Annotated in this window: 17 protein-coding genes; 14 read left to right on the top strand and 3 right to left on the bottom strand. The window is 72.3% G+C overall.

What is annotated here, in order from left to right; translation table 11 throughout:
* Positions 1-16: 16 nt before the first annotated feature.
* From BJ986_RS13740 to BJ986_RS13795, 12 genes are all read left to right on the top strand, one after another.
* On the top strand, positions 17-769 hold the full coding sequence (locus BJ986_RS13740) for a hypothetical protein (RefSeq protein WP_179422543.1): 753 nt from the start codon (positions 17-19) through the stop codon (positions 767-769).
* The gene (locus tag BJ986_RS13745) at positions 766-1,107 is read left to right on the top strand and encodes a hypothetical protein (protein ID WP_179422545.1); all 342 of its coding nucleotides are present in this window, start codon (positions 766-768) and stop codon (positions 1,105-1,107) included. The genes BJ986_RS13740 and BJ986_RS13745 overlap by 4 nt, the downstream gene beginning before the upstream one ends.
* A complete protein-coding gene (locus tag BJ986_RS13750) occupies positions 1,104-1,910 on the top strand; it encodes an SAM-dependent methyltransferase (protein WP_179422547.1) in 807 nt (268 codons plus the stop codon). The genes BJ986_RS13745 and BJ986_RS13750 overlap by 4 nt, the downstream gene beginning before the upstream one ends.
* Positions 1,911-1,935: 25 nt before the next feature.
* Complete coding sequence (locus BJ986_RS13755; protein ID WP_179422549.1) at positions 1,936-2,898, top strand: NAD kinase; 963 nt, start codon at positions 1,936-1,938, stop codon at positions 2,896-2,898.
* Positions 2,899-2,953: 55 nt separating this feature from the next.
* On the top strand, positions 2,954-4,675 hold the full coding sequence (recN, locus tag BJ986_RS13760; RefSeq protein WP_179422551.1) for a DNA repair protein RecN: 1,722 nt from the start codon (positions 2,954-2,956) through the stop codon (positions 4,673-4,675).
* Positions 4,676-4,768: 93 nt separating this feature from the next.
* The gene (gene steA, locus BJ986_RS13765; protein WP_179422553.1) at positions 4,769-5,953 is read left to right on the top strand and encodes a putative cytokinetic ring protein SteA; all 1,185 of its coding nucleotides are present in this window, start codon (positions 4,769-4,771) and stop codon (positions 5,951-5,953) included.
* Positions 5,950-6,891 carry a copper transporter gene (locus BJ986_RS13770; RefSeq protein WP_179422555.1) on the top strand — a complete coding sequence of 314 codons (942 nt, stop codon included), beginning with the start codon at positions 5,950-5,952 and terminating at the stop codon, positions 6,889-6,891. Before steA ends, BJ986_RS13770 begins: the two co-directional genes overlap by 4 nt.
* A 5-nt stretch (positions 6,892-6,896) precedes the next feature.
* Positions 6,897-7,757, top strand: a complete 861-nt coding sequence (locus BJ986_RS13775; protein ID WP_179422557.1) for a hypothetical protein — start codon at positions 6,897-6,899, stop codon at positions 7,755-7,757.
* Positions 7,758-7,773: 16 nt separating this feature from the next.
* Entirely contained in the window at positions 7,774-9,420 is a 1,647-nt protein-coding gene (gene murJ, locus BJ986_RS13780) for a murein biosynthesis integral membrane protein MurJ (protein ID WP_179422559.1), read from the top strand.
* On the top strand, positions 9,417-10,553 hold the full coding sequence (locus BJ986_RS13785) for a glycosyltransferase (RefSeq protein ID WP_179422561.1): 1,137 nt from the start codon (positions 9,417-9,419) through the stop codon (positions 10,551-10,553). Before murJ ends, BJ986_RS13785 begins: the two co-directional genes overlap by 4 nt.
* Before the next feature lie 11 nt (positions 10,554-10,564).
* Positions 10,565-12,271 carry a CTP synthase gene (locus BJ986_RS13790; protein ID WP_179422563.1) on the top strand — a complete coding sequence of 569 codons (1,707 nt, stop codon included), beginning with the start codon at positions 10,565-10,567 and terminating at the stop codon, positions 12,269-12,271.
* Positions 12,268-12,939, top strand: coding sequence for an NUDIX hydrolase (locus BJ986_RS13795; RefSeq protein WP_337795319.1), 672 nt, complete (start codon positions 12,268-12,270; stop codon positions 12,937-12,939). Before BJ986_RS13790 ends, BJ986_RS13795 begins: the two co-directional genes overlap by 4 nt.
* Here BJ986_RS13795 and BJ986_RS13800 read toward each other — a convergent pair.
* The gene (locus BJ986_RS13800) at positions 12,936-13,403 is read right to left on the bottom strand and encodes a hypothetical protein (protein WP_179422565.1); all 468 of its coding nucleotides are present in this window, start codon (positions 13,401-13,403) and stop codon (positions 12,936-12,938) included. The two genes, BJ986_RS13795 and BJ986_RS13800, sit on opposite strands and share 4 nt — an antisense overlap.
* Before the next feature lie 221 nt (positions 13,404-13,624).
* Here BJ986_RS13800 and BJ986_RS13805 point away from each other — a divergent pair, with 221 nt between their 5' ends.
* Both BJ986_RS13805 and aspS read left to right on the top strand, forming a co-directional pair.
* Positions 13,625-14,017 carry a YchJ family metal-binding protein gene (locus tag BJ986_RS13805; RefSeq protein WP_179422567.1) on the top strand — a complete coding sequence of 131 codons (393 nt, stop codon included), beginning with the start codon at positions 13,625-13,627 and terminating at the stop codon, positions 14,015-14,017.
* A gap of 85 nt (positions 14,018-14,102) precedes the next feature.
* Positions 14,103-15,902, top strand: coding sequence for an aspartate--tRNA ligase (gene aspS, locus BJ986_RS13810; protein WP_179422569.1), 1,800 nt, complete (start codon positions 14,103-14,105; stop codon positions 15,900-15,902).
* A 97-nt stretch (positions 15,903-15,999) separates the two neighbouring features.
* Here the strand turns inward: aspS and BJ986_RS13815 are convergent, their stop codons facing one another.
* Entirely contained in the window at positions 16,000-16,824 is an 825-nt protein-coding gene (locus tag BJ986_RS13815; protein WP_179422571.1) for an alpha/beta fold hydrolase, read from the bottom strand.
* Positions 16,825-16,912: 88 nt separating this feature from the next.
* On the bottom strand, positions 16,913-19,138 hold the full coding sequence (locus tag BJ986_RS13820; RefSeq protein ID WP_337795321.1) for an MMPL family transporter: 2,226 nt from the start codon (positions 19,136-19,138) through the stop codon (positions 16,913-16,915).
* Positions 19,139-19,190 lie beyond the last annotated feature (52 nt).

Consider the following 19,190-nt stretch of genomic DNA (forward strand, 5'->3'; position numbering starts at 1 on the left):
ATCGAGGAGGACCATCGTGGCTTTCGAATCCGTGCGCAGTTATGTGCAGCTCGCGAGTGGCTTGGGCGAGATGACCAGGGCAAGGGCGATGGAGGCGGCCCAGGGGCTGCTGGCGCTTCCCGGCGCCGACGAGGTGACTCGACGTGCCGTGCAGGCCTCGACGCTTGCCGACCAGCTGCTGGAGGCCGCCCGGGCGAACCGGGCCAACCTGCTCACCCTGGTGCAGGGCGAGGTGGAGACCGCCCTGAAGAAGGCTGACGTGGCTCGAGTCGCCGACGTCGATGCGGCCCGGGCCGCGATGGCGGTGGTGACCAAGGAGATCGCCGAGCTGCGGGCCATGCTCGCGGCCACCGGCGCGGCAGCGGTGGCCGGGGCGTCGCGCAGCTCACTGGCTCGCTCGGTCGGCGTCTCGGGTGCCGTGACGACAGCCCAGCGGGCAGCGGCACCCTCAGCAGAGTCGGCGCCGACCCCGCCGCCCGCGACGGCCGCGCCGAGGAAGACCGCGGCGAAGACGACGACTGCCCGCAAGACTGCCCCCGCGGCGAGGAAGACGGCGGCGAAGTCAACGACCGCGAAGAAGGCTGCGACGAAGCGGGCGGCGGCCAGCAAGACTGCGACGCCTGCGAAGAAGTCGACAGCGGCGAAGAAATCGACCACGGCGAAGTCGACCACAGCCAAGAAGACGGCTGCGAGGAAGACCGCATCGAAGAAGACCACTGCCAAGAAGACGACTGCCAAGAAGACGACTGCCAAGAAGGCTTCAACGTGAACGAACACCACCCCGTCGACCTCGACCGTCCCTCGGACTCTGCCGCCGCGGACTCCGCCGCCACAGACTCCGCGGACTCTGCCCCCACAGACTCCGCGGGTCCGGACTCGGGCCACGCCGCCGAAGTGGCTCGTACCTCGCGGCACGACAATCCGACGGACCGCGCCGAGTCGCTCGGGACGGGCCTGGGCGACCAGGCGACGGGTGACATCGTGATCGACGCAGCGCTCCAGGACCTGCAGGACGCCCCCGCCGACGACCTCGACGCCCAGATCCAGGCAGGTCAGCGGGTACAGCAGACCCTCCACGCGCGGTTGTCCGACCTCGCCGGCGAGTGAGCGACGCGACCCGCCTCGACCTCGAGCTCGTCCGGCGTGGACTGGCACGGTCCAGGGGGCACGCCCGAGCCCTGATCGACGCGGGTGACGTGAGCATCGACGGTGCGTCCGCCGCCAAGCCGGCCACCCTCGTGGGGCCCGGACAGCACGTCGAGGTGCGCGAGGAGGGACCGCGCTGGGTGAGCCGCGCGGCATACAAGCTCGTGGGTGCCCTGGAGACGTTCGGTCCCGACGGGCTCACGGCGCAGGGCAAGAGGTGCCTCGACGTGGGCGCCTCCACGGGCGGCTTCACCCAGGTGCTCCTGCACCACGGTGCCGCCCACGTGACGGCGCTCGACGTCGGACACGACCAGCTGGTGCCGGAGCTCGCCGCGGACGCGAGGGTCACCGAGCGGTCCCGGACCACCGTCCGCGAGCTCAGGGCTGGCGACATCGGGGGAGCGGTGGACCTGCTCGTGGCCGACCTGAGCTTCATCTCGCTGACCTTGGTGCTGAACACCTTTCGAGGCCTGCTGCTCGACACCGGCGACGCGATGGTCCTGGTCAAGCCGCAGTTCGAGGTGGGCCGCACCCGCCTCGGCAAGGGCGGCATCGTCCGCGCCCACGGCGACCGCGCCTGGGCCGTGACGGAAGTCGCCCGCGCGGGCATCGCTGCCGGGCTGCACCCCCGAGCCCTGGCGAGGAGCCCGATCGAGGGCGGTGAAGGCAACGCCGAGTACCTGCTGTGGCTGACCCCGCGCGACGCCGAGTCGATGGGATGGGAGGCTCTGGTGAGCAGAGCGGACGAGGTCACGGCACCGTGACCGGAACCATCGTGGAGGGGACACCGTGAGCGCAGGAAGTACGACGCAGCGACGCAAGGTGCTGCTCGTGGCCCACCCGCGCCGCCAGGAAGCCCAGGACGTGGCGGCCGAGGTGGTCGAACGGCTGCACGCCGCGGGCATCGACGTGGTGGTCCAGCGTGACGAGGCCACCGCCGTCAAGCTGGTCCAGCACCCCGGGGTCACCCTCGTCGACGACGCCGACACCGCCGCGGAGGGGTGCGAGCTGGTCTGCGTGCTCGGCGGTGACGGGACCATCCTGCGCGGCGCCGAGGTGTCGCGGGGGACCGGGGCGCCCCTGCTGGGGGTCAACCTGGGCCACGTCGGCTTCCTCGCGGAGGCCGAGCGGGAGGACATCGACGCCACCGTCGAGCACATCGTCGCGAAGACCTACTCCGTCGAGGAACGGATGACCCTCGAGGTCTCGGCCTACGTCAACGGGGATCCGGTCTACACCAGCTGGGCCCTCAACGAGGTGACGGTCGAGAAGGCCAACCGCGAACGCATGCTGGAGGTCGTCGCCGAGATCGACGGTCGCCCTCTCACCACGTGGGGGTGCGACGGCGTGGTCGTGGCGACGCCCACCGGGTCGACCGCGTACGCCTTCTCCGCGGGAGGGCCGGTGGTGTGGCCCGACGTCGAGGCGGTGCTCCTGGTCCCGATCAGCGCGCATGCCCTGTTCGCCCGGCCGATGGTGCTCGGACCCAGCTCGCACCTCGCCCTCGAGGTGGTCCCCGACACCTTGGGGACGGGCGCGCTGTGGTGCGACGGCAGGCGGGCCGTGGACCTGCCGCCCGGCGCCCGCATCGAGGTGGTGCGCTCGCAGACCCCCGTCCGGCTGGCGCGGCTGACCACGTCGCCCTTCACCGATCGGCTGGTGGCCAAGTTCGACCTGTCCATCCACGGCTGGCGCGGTGAGGCGCGGCGTGAGGGCGCGGTCCGCGGTGGCCAGGCGCCCTCGACCGCCTGAACCACCCACCGCCAGCCTGACCGGCCGCGTCGGTCGTGCGTGAGAGGCTTCGACCGTGCTGTCCGAACTGAGGATCCAGGGACTCGGCGTCATTGACGACGCCGTGCTCGAGCTGCACCCGGGGCTGAACGTCGTCACCGGCGAGACCGGCGCGGGCAAGACCATGGTGGTCACCGGCCTGGGACTGCTGCTGGGCGCCCGCGCGGATGCCGGACTGGTGCGCGCCGGAGCGGGCACGGCCGTGGTGGAGGGCGTCGTGGACGTGGCCAGCGACCATCCCGCCGCCCTGCGGGCCGCCGAGGCTGGGGCAGACGTCGCCGACGGCCTCGTCCTGGTGCGCTCGGTGTCGGCCGAGGGCCGGTCCCGCGCCCACGTCGGAGGACGCACCGCTCCGGTCGGCGTGCTCGGCGAGATCGGGGAGCACCTCGTCGCCGTCCACGGCCAGGCCGACCAGTGGCGACTGCGGCAGAGCGACCAGCACCGGGCCGTGCTCGACCAGTTCGGCGGGGCACCGCTGGACAAGGTCCTCCAGCGCTATACCGAGGTCTACGAGGCCCACCGGGCCGCGGCCGCCGAGCTCGCGAGCCTGCGTGAGCAGGCCCGGGACCGGGCCCGCGAGATCGAGGTCCTCCAGCACGGGCTCGAGCAGCTCGAGCAGGTCCACCCGCAGTCCGGCGAGGACGCCGACCTGCGGGTCGAGGACGAACGCCTCGGTCACGCCGAGGGACTTCGCCGGGCGGCGTCCTTGGCCCACGACCACCTGGCCGGCGAGCAGGAGTATGCCGTGGAGTCGGCTCCCAGCGCGGTCGAGCGGATCGCCGCGGCGCGTCAGGCCCTGACCGGCGAGGTCGAGCACGACCCCGCGCTGCGTGAGCTGGACCGCAGGCTGGCCGATCTCGGGTACCTGGCCGCCGACCTGGCCGCGGATCTCAGCGGCTACCTCTCCGACGTGGAGGTCGACCCCGCCCGGATGGCCTGGGTCCAGCAGCGCCGCGCCGACCTCACCACGCTGACCCGCAAGTACGGCGAGACCATCGACGACGTCCTGGAGTGGGGTCGCGTCTCGGCCCAACGGCTCGACACCCTGATGGGTTCGGACAGCCGGATCGAGGCCCTCGAGCCGGAGGTGGTCAGGCTCGCCCAGGAGCGTGACACCGCGGCGCAAGCCCTGACCAAGGCGCGCAGCGCCGCTGCCAAGCGCCTGGCTGCCGCCGTGACGGGCGAGCTCGCCCACCTGGCGATGGGTCAGGCGACCGTCGACGTGGCGGTCAGCCCCCGCACCGGTGGCCTGGCCGTCCACGGCGGGGACGACGTCGAGATCCTGCTGGCGGCGAACCCCGGCAGCCCGGCCCGCACCGTGGCCAAGGCCGCCTCCGGTGGTGAGCTCTCGCGCGTCATGCTGGCGCTCGAGGTGGTCACCGGAGCAGCGGGTGGCAGCGACGTCCCCACGTTCGTCTTCGACGAGGTCGACGCGGGGGTCGGGGGCACCGCCGCCCTCGACGTCGGAGCCCGGTTGGCTGCCCTCGCCCAGCACGCGCAGGTCGTGGTGGTGACGCACCTGCCCCAGGTGGCGGCCTACGCTGACCGGCACCTCGTGGTCCGCAAGTCCAGCGACGGGCACATCACCTCCAGTGGCGTGCACGCCCTCGAAGGGGAGGACCGCCTTCGCGAGCTGGCTCGGATGATGGCTGGCGTCGACACCGGGACGTCTCTCGACCACGCCCGCGAGCTCGTGGACGAGACCGCCTCCCGGCGCGGCTCCGCCGCTCGCGTCTGACCAGCGAAGCCGGGCGCCCTTGACTCACGTCGCTGGCGGGCGCCCGCGTGGGGGCCGCGGCATACCTGAGGGCCCATGGGAGGATGGGACACCATGCCTCTGAAGTTCCCCCGCCAACGTGCCCGCGACCCCGAGACCCCGGGGCTGCGCGGGCTGGTCCGCGTCGACGCCCGCACCAAGAACCTCACCAAGCGGCTGCGGCCCGGCGAGATCGCGGTCATCGACCACCAGGACATCGACAAGGTCAGTGCCGAGGCGCTGCTGGCGTGCAGGCCCGCGGCAGTCATCAACGCGGCACCGTCGATCTCGGGGCGCTACCCCAACCTCGGCCCCGAGATCCTCGTCGACGCGGGCATCCCGCTCATCGACAACGTCGGCAAGGACGTGATGCACGACCTGCACGAAGGCCAGCAGGTCCGGATCGAGGGCGATGAGGTCTGGGTGGGCGACGAGGTCGTCGCCAAGGGGCAGGCGTTCGACCATGACCTGGTCCAGTCGTCCATGGTCGAGGCGCGGGCCGGTCTCGCGGTGCAGCTCGAGGCCTTCGCGGCGAACACCATGGAGTACCTCCGCCGCGAGCGGGAGCTGCTGCTGGACGGCGTCGGGGTCCCCGAGATCCGGACCAAGATCGATGGTCGGCACGCCCTGATCGTCGTCCGCGGCTATCACTACAAGGAAGACCTGCGCATGCTGCGCAGCTACATCCGCGAGTACCGCCCGATCCTCATCGGTGTGGACGGTGGGGCCGACGCGCTCCTCGAGGTCGGGCTCATGCCCGACCTGGTCGTCGGCGACATGGACTCGGTCTCGGACTCGACCCTGCGCTGCGGCGCCGAGATCGTCGTGCACGCCTACCGCGACGGCAACGCCCCCGGTCTGGAGCGGGTTCGACGCCTGGGGATCGAGCCCGTCGTCTTCCCGGCCACCGGGACCAGCGAGGACGTCGCGATGCTCCTCGCCGATGACAAGGGTGCCGAGCTCATCGTTGCCGTCGGCACGCACGCCACCCTGGTCGAGTTCCTCGACAAGGGTCGCAGCGGCATGGCCAGCACCTTCCTGACCCGACTGCGCGTGGGCGGCAAGCTCATCGACGCCAAGGGTGTCAGCCGGCTCTACCGCTCGCGGATCTCCAATCTCGCCCTCACCAGCATGCTGCTGGTGGGGCTGTGCGCCCTGTTCGCGGCGCTGTGGTCCACCACGGGTGGGCGCGCGTTCCTCCAGGTACTCGGCGCCCGCTGGGATGACATCTGGTCCTTCGTCGTAGGAATTGTCACGTGATCGACTTCCGTTACCACCTCGTCTCCATCGTCTCGATCTTCATGGCCCTCGCCGTGGGCATCGTGCTCGGCGCCGGCCCGCTCAAGGAGAACATCGGCAACACGCTCACCTCCGAGGTCGCGAACCTGCGGGCCGACAAGGCCGCCCTGCGCAGTGAGCTCACCGCGGCCGACAAGGGCACCCAGGCCCGAGACGAGTTCACCTTGGCGAGCAACCGCACCCTGCTCGCGGGGCGGCTCAAGGGCACCACGGTGACCCTCGTCGTGCTGCCGGGCGCCGACTCGAACCTGGTCAAGACCACCCAGGGCACCCTGGCCACGGCTGGTGCGGTGGTCGGATCGACGATCTCGGTGCAGGACACCTGGGTCGACCAGGACAAGGCGGCGTTCAGGGCGACCCTGGGCCAGCAGCTGGCCAGCCAGGTCGGCGTGCCCATCGACCAGTCCGGGGGTGACGTCGTCAACGCCGTGCTCGCGCGGTCGGTGCTGGCCAAGGCCGGCTCCACGTCCACCGGCGCGGCCGCGGCCCTCGAGGGCCTGCGCACCGGCGAGCTCATCCGCTACACCCCGGACAAGGTCACCGCATCCTCGGTCGCCGTCATCGTGGCCGGGATGGTGACCGGTTCGGACGCGGCGGTCCGCGAACAGCGCGCGACCGGACTGAGCCACCTGGCCGGTGCCCTCGACGCGGCCGGTGCCGGAGCAGTCCTCGTCACCCAGAGCCTTGCCCCCGGGGCGACGAACACGACGTCCGTGGTCAGCACCTCGCGTGCGGACGGTGACCAGTCGAAGCTCCTGTCCACGGTCGACGACGCCGACATCCCGATGGGCCAGGCCAGCCTCGTCTTCGGTGTGCTCGAGCAGGAGGCCGGAAGGTCCGGTCAGTACGGCCTCGCGCCGGACTCCTCGGCGACCTTCCCCCCGCTGGCGACCAAGTAGCCGCCGTGCGTGCACTGGTGTCCGGCGCCGTCGCGGGCGCGCTCGCGGCCTCGACACTGCGCCTGCTGCGCCACCGCCCGCCCGGTGGCGCGACCACCTGGGACCGCACCAACCACGCCGGGCGCACCGTCACCCTCCTCGAGGGCCCCGCGTATGCCGTCGGGGCAGCGGGCGCGTCGGCCCTGCTGGGTGCCGGCCCGGGCCCAGTCGTCGCCGCGGCGGCCTCCGCCGGACTCGGCGCCCTCGACGACCTGGCCGGGGACTCGGACAGCAAAGGTCTCAAGGGACACCTGGGCGCGCTCGCCCGCGGGCAGGTCACGACGGGGGCCGTCAAGATCCTCGGCCTCGGCGTCACGGGCCTGGTGTCCGCCGCCCTCATCGACCGGGCCGGGGTCAGCGACGGGGCCTGGGTCACCGACCGTGCCCACGCTGGGGGAGGCAGCCGCCCGCGCGGCATACCCGGTGCGATCGACACGCTCGTCGGGGGTGCGGTGATCGCCGGCACGGCGAACCTGCTCAACCTGCTCGACCTGCGCCCCGGTCGTGCCCTCAAGGCGACGATCCTGCTCGGCGCGCTCACCGCCACCTCGCCGGGTTCGGCGGCTGCGGCGGGAGCCGCCACCGGTGCCGCCATCGGCCTGCTCCGCCCGGACCTGGCTGGTGAGGCGATGCTCGGTGACACCGGCGCCAACAGCGCGGGCGCCCTGCTCGGCGCCGCGCTGGTCCAGCGCGCGGGGCGCCGCGGCCGGCTGGTCGCCCTCGCCGCCCTGACGGCCCTGACCCTGGCGTCCGAGAGGGTCTCGTTCACCCGGGTGATCGAGTCCACCCCCGGGCTGCGCGAGCTCGACGCCCTGGGTCGTCGATGACTGCGCGGTGCCGTCGATGACCACCACGTCGGTGGGCTCGTCCGTCGCGAAGGCCGCCGCGGTCATCGCGGTCGTCACCCTGCTCGCCCGGGTGGCCGGCTTCGGGCGGACCATCGTGTTCTCGCGCACCGTCGGCGCGGGTGGCGTGGGTGACACGTACCAGACCGTCAACATGCTCCCCAACGTCGTCTACGAGGTCGCCGCCGGCGGAGCTCTGGCCGCCGTGGCGGTGCCCCTCATCGCCGGCCAGCTCGGGGCGGGACGCCGGGAGGACGCGGACCGGACCGCCTCGGCCCTGCTGACCTGGGCGGTCACCGTGCTGGTGCCGCTCTCCATCCTGCTGGCGCTGTCGGCGCCGTGGCTGAGCAAGGCCCTGCTCGGCCACACCGCAATGCCGGGCGCGGCAGACCTCGGCACGACCATGTTGCTGGTCTTCGCTCCGCAGGTAGCCCTCTACGGCGTCGGGGTCGTGCTCGCGGGGGTGCTGCAGGCGCACCGGAGGTTCCTCGCCGCGGCCCTCGCCCCGCTGCTGTCCAGCCTCGTGGTCATCGCCGCGTACCTCGGGTACCGCGCGGTGGCCGAGCCGCGGACCACGCCTGCGAACATCTCCAGCGGGGCGACCTGGGTGCTGGCGGGCGGGACGACCCTCGGGGTGGTCGTGCTGAGCCTGCCGCTGCTGGTGCCCGCCCTGCGGGCCGGCGTACGGCTGCGGCCGACCTTGACCTTCCCCGAAGGAGTGGCCCGGCGGGCCGGCTCGCTGGCCGGGGCGGGCGTCCTGGCCCTGGTCGCCCAGCAGGCCGCGGTCTCGACCACCCTGTGGCTCACCCACGCGCCGCGCACGATCGACACCGGCGTCGTCAACGTCTACGCCTACGTCCAGGCGGTCTACCTCCTGCCGTATGCCGTGCTGGCCGTGCCGATCGCGACGTCCGCCTTCCCGGCGCTGGCCCGGTCGGGCGCCCTGGAGGCGCTCCAGGAGCACGGAGGGACCCCCGCGAGGGACACCCTCGCGGCCGCCCTGCGGGCGATCCTGCTGCTCACAGCCGGTGCGGTCACGGTGCTGATGGCCGTCTCCCGACCTATCGGGGTGTTCTTCGACTCGTTCGACAGCGCCCGCAGCTCCGGGGGAGCCGCGGCGTTGACGGCGCTGCCCGGTGCCCTGTCGGCGTATGCACCGGGCCTCGTGGGGCTCTCCGTGGCAGCACTGCTGACCAGGGCGCTCTACCTCCGAGGGCGCCCGCTGCACGCCGCACTGGCCGTCGCGGCGGGATGGGCCCTGGCCGCCCTCATCCCGTTGGTGCTGATCCCCGAGGGCTCTGTCGCGGGAACGACGCTCGGACTGCTCGGCATCGGCTCGACGGTCGGCATGACGGTCTCCGCGGTGGTCCTGGCGCTCCTGGTGCGCAAGGCCTGGGGCGTCGAGGCGATCCAGGGCTCGGGCCGCACCCTCGGTGCGGCCGTCGTGGCGGTCGCGGTGGGCCTGGCGATCGGCGACACCGTGGCACGCCAGCTGTCGCCGAGCGGGACGTGGTCGGCCCTGGGCAGCGGGCTGCTCGTGGCGCTGGTGACCGTGGTGGCCTACCTCGGCGTCATGATGGTCGCCGACCGGAAGGCCATGACGGCCCTGCGCGACCGTGGCCGGCGCCGGGGGACCTCCGCGTGAGGGTCGTCATGCTCCTGGGCCGCAGCACCGGCGGCATCGGCACCCACGTCGCCGACCTCACCGCGGACCTGCGGGCGCTGGGCGCCGACGTCACCGTCGTCACCGACCGGTCCACGGCTGAGCGGTTCGCCCTGTCCGGCGCCCGGCTGTGGTGGCCGGGCAGGAGCTCGGGACTCCTCGGATCCCTGCGCGGGCTCTGGCGGTTGCGCGGGCTGGCGCGAGGCGCTGACGTGCTGCATGCCCACGGCCACCAGGCGGGCCTGGTTGCCGTGGTCGCGACGGCGGGCACGGGGACCCCCGTGGTTGTCAGCCAGCACAATGCTGTCCTGGGAGCCGGTCCGCGGCGACGCCTGCTCGACGGCATCCTGCGCCTGGTGGCCCGTCGGGCCACGCTCGTGACCGGCGCCAGCAGCGACCTGGTCGACCAGGCGGTGCGGATGGGCGCGCCTCAGGCGCGGCTGGCGGCCGTGCCCTCACCCCGGGTGCAGGAACTCCTCGAGCGGGAGCCGCTCGCCGACGACGCACGACGCGCCCTGGCCGCAGAGCTGTTGCAGGAGAACGGGATCGAGACGGAGCCGGGTACGCCGATGGTGCTGACCATCGCCAGGATCGCTCCCCAGAAGGACCTCGCGACCCTCGTCGACGCCGCCGCCTCGACCGCGTCCGGGATGGACGGCACCCGTGCGCCAGGACCGGTGTGGGTGGTGGTGGGGGAGGGCGACGACGCCCTGCTCACCAGCCTGCGGCGGCGGGCCCTGGCGCAGGCTGCACCCGTGCACTTCGTGGGTGCGCAGCCCGACCCCGGTCGCTGGCTGCGTGCGGCCGACGTGTTCGTGCTCACCTCGACCTGGGAGGCCCGGGCGCTCGTCGTCCAGGAGGCGATGGCGGCGGGCGTGCCGGTCGTGGCGACTGACGCCGGGGGGCTGCCCGACCTCGTGGGCGGTGTCGGCGTGCTCGTGCCGGTCGGGCGGGCGGACGAGACGGCGGACGCCGTGGGGCGCTACCTCGCCGAGCCGGCCGCCCGGCATACGGCGTCGGCGGCGGGCCGCGAGCGGGCCGCATCGTGGGATGACGGCAAAGCCACGGCGAGTCGCTGGCACGAGTGGTACGCAGCGCTGCCCGGCATGACGTAGGCTTGAACCCCGTGGTGGAACAGACGAAACACATCTTCGTAACCGGCGGCGTTGCCTCTTCTCTCGGCAAGGGTCTGACCGCGTCCAGCCTCGGGCATCTGCTCCGTGCTCGCGGCTTGCGCGTGACCATGCAGAAGCTCGATCCCTACCTCAACGTGGATCCGGGCACGATGAACCCGTTCCAGCATGGTGAGGTCTTCGTGACCGACGACGGTGCGGAGACCGATCTCGACATCGGTCACTACGAGCGGTTCCTCGACAGCAACCTCGTGGGCAAGGCCAACGTCACCACCGGGCAGGTCTACAACCAGGTGATCGCCAAGGAGCGTCGCGGCGAGTACCTCGGCGACACCGTCCAGGTCATCCCGCACATCACCAACGAGATCAAGGAGCGGATGCGGGCCCAGGCGGCCGGCAGCCCCGGCGTCTCCAGGGTCGACGCTCCCGACGTCATCATCACCGAGATCGGCGGCACGGTCGGCGACATCGAGTCCCTGCCGTTCCTCGAGGCCGCCCGACAGGTCCGCCACGACGTGGGCCGCGACAACGTGTTCTTCCTGCACGTCTCGCTGGTGCCCTACCTCGCCCCGAGCGGCGAGCTCAAGACCAAGCCCACCCAGCACTCGGTCGCAGCCCTGCGGCAGGTCGGCATCCAGCCCGACGGGCTCGTGCTGCGCGCCGACCGCGAGATCCCCGACGGCATCAAGCGCAAGATCTCGCTGATGTGCGACGTCGACACCGAGGCCTGTGCCGCGGCCGTCGACGCCCCGAGCATCTACGACATCCCGAAGGTGCTGCACAAGGAGGGCCTCGACGCCTACGTCATCCGTCGCCTCGGCCTGAACTTCCGCGACGTCGACTGGCACGACTGGGACGAGCTGCTGCGGCGGGTCCACAGCCCCGAGCACACCGTGGAGATCGCGCTCGTCGGCAAGTACATCGACCTGCCGGACGCCTACCTCTCGGTCACCGAGGCGATGCGCGCCGGTGGGTTCCACCATGACGCCAAGGTCTCGATCCGCTGGGTCGCCAGTGACGAGTGCCAGACCGAGGCCGGGGCGCAGAAGGCGCTCGGCGGAGTCGATGCGGTCCTCGTGCCGGGCGGTTTCGGCGTCCGGGGCATCGAGGGCAAGCTCGGCGCGCTCCGGTGGGCCCGCGAGCACCAGGTCCCCACCCTCGGGATCTGTCTCGGCCTGCAGTGCATGGTGATCGAGTACGCCCGCAACGTCGCCGGGATCGCGGGTGCGAGCTCCACCGAGTTCGACCCCGGCACGCCCGCTCCGGTCATCGCGACGATGGAGGAGCAGAAGGCCTTCGTCGAGGGCGCGGGAGACCTGGGCGGCACCATGCGCCTCGGCTCCTACCCCGCCAAGCTGGCCGAGGGATCGGTCATCTCGCAGGCCTACGGCGCCGTGGCGGTCGACGAGCGCCACCGACACCGGTACGAGGTCAACAACGCCTACCGCGCCCAGCTCGAGGAGGCCGGCCTGGTCTTCTCCGGCCTGTCGCCGGACGACAACCTCGTCGAGTTCGTCGAGCTCCCTCGTGAGGTGCACCCCTACTACGTCTCGACGCAGGCGCACCCCGAGTTCAAGTCGCGACCGCACCGGGCCCACCCCTTGTTCGCCGGACTGGTCGAGGCCGCCATCGACGCCCAGCGCGCTGCTCGGCTGGTCGAGGTGGAGCGGCCGCGCAGCACGGTCGACGCCACCGCGTGACCGACGGGCCCGAAGGCTCGCACGGGTCGGGCGGGACGGCGCCGCTCGCCGACCGCCACGAGTCGCTGCCCGTGCGCCACTCGGAGGTGGCGATGCACGGACGGGTCTGGGACGTCGTGCGCGACCGCGTCGACCTGGGCGAGGCCGGTGAGGTCACGCGGGAGTACGTCCGCCACCCCGGCGCCGTGGCCGTGGCCGCCCTGGACGAGCAGGGCCGGCTCTGCCTCATCCAGCAGTACCGGCACCCCGTGCGGACGTTCGAGTGGGAGATCCCGGCCGGGCTCCTCGACGTCGCGGGGGAGGCGCCGCAGCTGGGCGCCGCCCGTGAGCTGCACGAGGAGGCGGACCTGGTCGCCGCCACCTGGCACGTGCTCGCCGACTACGTCAGCTCACCCGGGGGCCTCGACGAGGCCCTGCGCATCTACCTCGCCCGCGACCTCACCGCCGTGCCCGAGTCCGAGCGCCACGTCAGGGACGGCGAGGAGCTGGGTATGCCGGTGCGCTGGGTCCCGCTCGAAGAGGTGCGTGACGCGGTCCTCGCGGGGCGCGTGCACAACGCCACGGTGACGATCGCGGCGCTGGCGGCACTGGCAGCCAGGGAGCTGGGCTGGACCACGCTCCGGGCGCCCGACGCCCCGTGGCCCAGCCACCCGGCACACCGGGGCTAGACAGGCTGGATGGGGCTGGTTTGCGCCGGTCGGCGCAGTCGGGGCAGGACGTCCACCAAGAGCGCGAGGCCGAAGAGCGCGCCGAGCAGGAGCAGCCCGACATAGGGGTCGAACGTCTCGACCCGGCTCTGGGCCACGTTGTCCGCCGGGGTCAGGGCCACCGTCACGATGGGCGACACCCAGCTGTCCGGCACCAGGCTCATCAGCGCCCTCACGCTGACCACGATCGACAGGGACGCGATCGTGCCCGCGGTGAGGGACGCCTGCACCAGCCCCCCGCGGCGAGACGAGTAGCCAGCACCCGCTGCGGCGGCGAACACCAGGAGGGCGGCCACCGTGGCGTCGCCGGGCACGACGTGGCCAATCCCGACGACCGCCAGCCAGAGCAGGGCCGCGCTCGCCCCGAAGGCCGTGCCGACTTCCAGTGCGGCGCGTCGGGCGCCGATCCACCCACGGGTACTCATGCCACGACGGTAGGTCTGTCGCTCGGCCGACGGCTCAACCCGTTGCAGTAGTGGAGGCCGCAGTGGTGGAGGCCGCGGTAGGGGACGCCGCAGTTGTGGACGGAGGCAGGGCACGGCCCGTGGCGCTGCGCTAGCGTGACGCCATGACCGCCCCCATCGCGACCTCCCACGGCGCGCTACAGCGCGCGTCCGACCGGGTGCCCGCGGGCCGGGTGCGCTGAGTGGGCGCCTTCGGGGCGGGCGCCACGACGGGCTGCCCCTGCGGGACGGGTCTGGCCTATGCCGCGTGCTGCGGACCACTGCACGAGGGCGCCCGGGCTGCGCGGACCGCCGAGCAGCTCGTGCGCAGTCGCTACGCCGCGTTCGTCGTCGGCGACGCGGCATACCTGGCGCGCACCTGGCACCCCCGCACCCGGCCGGCCGAGCTCGACGTGCAGGGTGGTCCGGTGTGGCGCGGTCTGACCGTGATCGCGACCGCGGACGGCCGCGAGGACGACTCGATCGGTGAGGTCGAGTTCGAAGCGGCCCACGACGGGGGAGTGCTGCGCGAGCGGAGTCGCTTCGTCCGGCGGGCGGGTCGCTGGGTCTACGTCGACGGCGACGTCCGAGCCTGACCGGGCGGCAAACCGATTCGTATGCCGCGTGGCCCGGTCCGTAGGATGGCCGGGTTCACCACCCGCCCGAATCGAAGGATCTCTCGTGCTCCGCACCCATGAGGCCGGCACCCTGCGCGCCGACCACTCCGGCCAGACCGTCACGCTCACGGGCTGGGTTGCCCGTCGGCGCGATCACGGTGGAGTGGCGTTCCTCGACCTGCGCGACGCCAGCGGTGTCGCCCAGGTGGTCGTCCGGGACGAGGTGCTCGAGGAGGGCGGGGCCCACGACCTGCGCAACGAGTACTGCGTGCGCGTCGTCGGTGAGGTCAAGGCCCGCCCGGAGGGCAATGCCAACCCCGACCTGCCGACTGGCGAGATCGAGGTGATCGCCGGCGAGATCGAGGTGCTCAACGCCTCGGCCCCCCTGCCGTTCCAGATCGACGAGCGGGTCACCGTGGGCGAGGAGGCTCGCCTCAAGCACCGCTACCTCGACCTGCGCCGCCCGGGTGCATCGTCAGCGGGGTCGGCGATCCGGCTGCGCTCGCGCGTCAACGCTGCTGCCCGCTCGGTGCTCGGGGCGCGCGACTTCGTCGAGATCGAGACGCCGACGCTGACCCGGTCGACGCCCGAGGGTGCCCGCGACTTCCTCGTGCCGGCCCGTCTGGCCCCCGGCTCGTGGTACGCCCTGCCGCAGAGCCCCCAGCTCTTCAAGCAGCTGCTCATGGTCGCCGGCATGGAGCGCTACTACCAGATCGCCCGCTGCTACCGCGACGAGGACTTCCGCGCCGACCGGCAGCCCGAGTTCACCCAGCTCGACATCGAGATGTCCTTCGTCGAGCAGGCCGACGTCCTCGAGCTCGGCGAGGAGATCGTCAAGGCTGTCTGGCAGCTCATCGGGGTCGAGCTGCAGACGCCGTTCCTGCAGATGACCTATGCCGAGGCGATGCGCCGGTTCGGTTCGGACAAGCCCGACCTGCGGTTCCGCAACGAGCTGGTCGAGTGCACCGACTACTTCGCGGACACCCCGTTCCGGGTCTTCCAGTCCGAGTACGTCGGCGCCGTCGTCATGCCCGGGGGAGCCTCGCAGCCGCGCAAGCAGCTCGACGCGTGGCAGGACTGGGCCAAGAGCCGCGGGGCCAAGGGTCTCGCCTACGTCCTCGTCGGCGAGGACGGGGAGCTCGGCGGTCCGGTCGCCAAGAACCTGTCCGACGCCGAGCGGGCCGGCCTCGCCGCGCACGTGGGTGCCCAGCCCGGTGACTGTGTCTTCTTCGCCGCGGGCGCCACCAAGTCGTCCCGCGCGCTGCTCGGTGCCGCCCGGCTCGAGATCGGCCGTCGCTGCGACCTCATCGACGAGGACGCTTGGTCGTTCCTCTGGGTCCTCGACGCCCCCCTGTTCGAGCCGACCTCCGAGGCCGTCGCGGCCGGCGACGTGGCCGTCGGTGGCGGTGCCTGGACCGCGGTGCACCACGCGTTCACCTCTCCCAAGGCCGAGTTCCTCGACACCTTCGACACCGACCCGGGTCCCGCCCTCGCGTACGCCTACGACATGGTCTGCAACGGCAACGAGATCGGCGGCGGGTCGATCCGTATCCACCGCCGCGACGTGCAGGAGCGGGTCTTCAGGGTCATGGGCCTGTCGCAGGAGGAGGCGCAGGAGAAGTTCGGCTTCCTCCTCGACGCGTTCGCGTACGGCGCGCCGCCGCACGGTGGCATTGCGTTCGGCTGGGACCGCATCGTCTCGTTGCTGGCGGGCACCGAGTCGATCCGCGACGTCATCGCCTTCCCCAAGTCCGGAGGCGGCTACGACCCGCTGACGGCCGCTCCCGCGCCGATCACCCCCGAGCAGCGCAAGGAGGCCGGCGTCGACGTCGTGCCCGAGGCGAAGCCCGACACCGGGGCCTGAAGCCCACCAGCACCGATCGGTATGCCGCCCGCTCACCTCGAGCGGGCGGCATACCCATGCCCCGCAGGGGTCGACCACCGACTCCCCGCTGACGCGGTCACTTGGCCAGGAACGCCACCACGGCCGCGTTGAACTCCTGGGCGTGGCTGGTGTTGATGCCGTGTGGTCCGGCCTCGAGGACGACGAGCTCGCTGCCCTTCACGGCCTCGTGGGTGCGCTGACCCGAGACCTGAAACGGCACGATCGCGTCGCTGTCGCCGTGGATGACCAGGGTCGGCACGGTGACCCGAGAAAGGTCGCCGGTGAAGTCGCTGACCCAGGAGTGGATGCACTCGGCAGCGGCGTGGACGTCGGCCTGGGCCGCGAGTGCCAGAGCCGCCTGCCGTTGCTCCTCGGTGATCTTGAGCTCGCCGTGCGCGCTGAAGAAGTTCGTCAGGAACCCGTCGAAGAACCCAGGCGGGTCGGCGCGCAGCTGGCCCTGCATGGAGCTGACCGTGTCGAGGTCGAGGCCGCCGCCGGGGTGGTCGTCGTCCTTGAGCAGGCAGGGTGGGATCGCCGCGGCGAAGACCACGCTGTGCACGCGCTCCTCTCCACGGGTCCCGACGTAGCGCGCCACCTCGCCCCCACCCATCGAGAAGCCCACCAGGCTGGCGTCCCGCAGGTCGAGCTCGGTCATGAGGACGTCGAGGTCGCTGGTGAGCGTGTCGTAGTCGTAGGAGGAGGCCTGACCCGGCTTGTCCGACTGGCCGAAACCCCGACGGTCGTAGGTGAGCACGCGGTACCCCTCCTCCCGCAGGACCGGGGTCAGGTCCGACCACGAGGCGCCGCTGAGCGGCCAACCGTGGATCAGCACGACAGGTCGGCCGGAGCCACCGCTGTCCTCGTAGTGGATCTCGACGTCGCCGTTGCTGACGGTCGTCATGTCAGTCCTCTCGTCCGGGTCGGGTCACACGCATTCACGCACGAATCTAGGCACACTCCGACCTTCGCGCAGGTCGGGACTCAGCGGGTCACTCAGTGATGCCGAAACGGGCGTGCCAGCGGCGCAGTCCTGCCGGGGCCCACCAGTTCCAGTCCCCGAGCAGGGCCATCGTGGCCGGCACGAGCAGCATCCGGACCAGCGTCGCGTCGATCAGCACTGCGACGGCCAGACCCACACCGGTCTCCTTGATGACGAGCAGCTGACCGGCGACGAAGCCCGAGAAGACGATCACGACGAGCACCGCTGCCGAGGTGATGATCCGCCCCGACCGTTGGAGCCCCGCAATGACGGCCTGGTCGTTGCTCGCGCCCCGTTCGTGCAGCTCGACGATCCGCGACAGCAGGAACACCTCGTAGTCCATCGACAGCCCGAAACCGAAGGCCAGCACCAGCATCGGGATCGTCGACTCGATCGCCCCGACGGACTGGAAGCCCAGCGGGCCCTCGAGGTGGGCCTGCTGGAAGACCCACACGACGACCCCCAGGCTGGCACCGAGGGACACGACGTTCATGAGCAGCGCCTTGACCGGGATGACGACCGAGCCGGTCATGAGGAAGAGCAGCACCAGGGTGGCGAGGGCGACGAGGGCGAAGGCGATCGGGGCCCGCGCGCGCAGCGAGTCGGTGAAGTCGCGCAACCCGGAGGCCTGGCCGATCACCGAGGTGGGGAAGGCGGGGCGGTCGGCTCGCAGCGCCGCCACGGCATGGCGCGCGCCCTCGTCCAGCGGTCCGCCGGGGGTGTCGATGTCCACGAGGGTCAGCCCGTCGGCGACCCGCTCGACCCTGCCGACCAGGCGGTGCCCGTCGACGACGGGCAACGCCGCGGCATACGCCTGGGTCTCCTGGAGCCCAGCCTGGGCGACCACCTGCACGTCGGGACCGGACAGCTGCGGGTAGCTGCGCTCCAGGGCCGTGAAGAACTCGCGCTGGGGCGCGCTGACCGGCAGCAGCTCGCGGCCGGAGGAGGTCAGCCGCAGGTGCAGCGCCGGGGCGGCCAGGGTCCCGAGCACGGCGAGCACCGCGACGATGATGAGGAGCGGGTGCCGGAAGACCCTCGTGGCGAGGCGCGAGAAGACGCCCACGTCGGGAGCCATCTCGGTGCCTCGCTTGAGCAGTCGGCGCGCGCCGACGACGCACAGCGCGGGCACCAGGGTGAGCGCCACCAGCATGGCCACGAGGACGACGGACAGACCGGCGGACCCGATGGCCTTGAGGATCGACGCCTCGAAGACGAGCAGACCGCCGAGGGAGATCGCCACGGTCAGGCCGGAGAACACGACGGTGCGCCCGGCCGAGTCCACCGTGCGGGCGACCGACGCGAGGATCTCCTCCTGGGTGATCTCGGATGCAGGTCGACCCTGCACGCGGCCGCGCAGCTCCTCGCGGAAGCGGCTGACCGTGAGCAGCCCGTAGTCGATGCACAGACCCAGCCCGAGGACCGTGACGACGTTCACCACGCTGGCGTCGAGGTCGATGACGTGCGAGAACGCGAGCAGCGACGCGAGCGCGCCGCCGATGGAGGCGATGGCGCCGAAGATCGGCATGCCGGCGGCCACGAAACCACCGAAGACCAGCACCATGACCAGGAAGCTGATCGGAAGGGCGATCCCCTCGCCGGCCCGCAGGTCGACCTCCACCTGGGAGGTGATGGACTTGATGAGGTCGGCGAGGCCGCCCGTCGTGCCCTTGGCGCCGGGCACGGCGGCGACGAGGCGCGCGAACTGCGCGTCGACCTGGGTCTGCGCCCGGTCGCGCGCCGCGCTCGCGAGACCGGGGTCGTAGGTCACCACCGCCGCGAACCCGTTTCCGGAGGTCGGCAGCAGGGCCCTGGCTGCCGGACTGCCGAGGCCCCCGGGCACCAGCTGGGGCGCGGCGAACGAGGCCACCCCGTCGATGCGGCTGATCGCCTCGGCGGCAGTGCGCACGGCCCTGACACTCGCGGGGGCCGAGGCATCGACCCCGGTGACCTGGAGCAGGTGGGTCGAGGTGCCGGATCGGCCGGCGGCCACGAGCAGGTCGCGGCCGTGGAGGTTCTCCCCGGCCACGGAGGGTTCGCCGGACTTGAGGCGGTCGAACAGCGACTGGTTGCCGAAGGCGCCGGTCGCGCCCGCGAAGGCGGCGACGACCGCGATGAGCCAGACCACGATGACCGTCCGGGGGTGACGCCCCACGAGACCACCGAGGTGCGACAGGGCCGACGCGGACCGGTCGGGGTGGGCGGCGGCGGGGAGCGGATGGTCTGGGGCGTCGGACACGGGGGATAGCCTGCCACTCGTGGGACCTGGCGCTGACGGTGACTTGTTCGGT

Origin of the sequence: Pedococcus badiiscoriae (assembly GCF_013408925.1) — a bacterium.
Taxonomy (GTDB): Bacteria; Actinomycetota; Actinomycetes; order Actinomycetales; family Dermatophilaceae; genus Pedococcus; species Pedococcus badiiscoriae.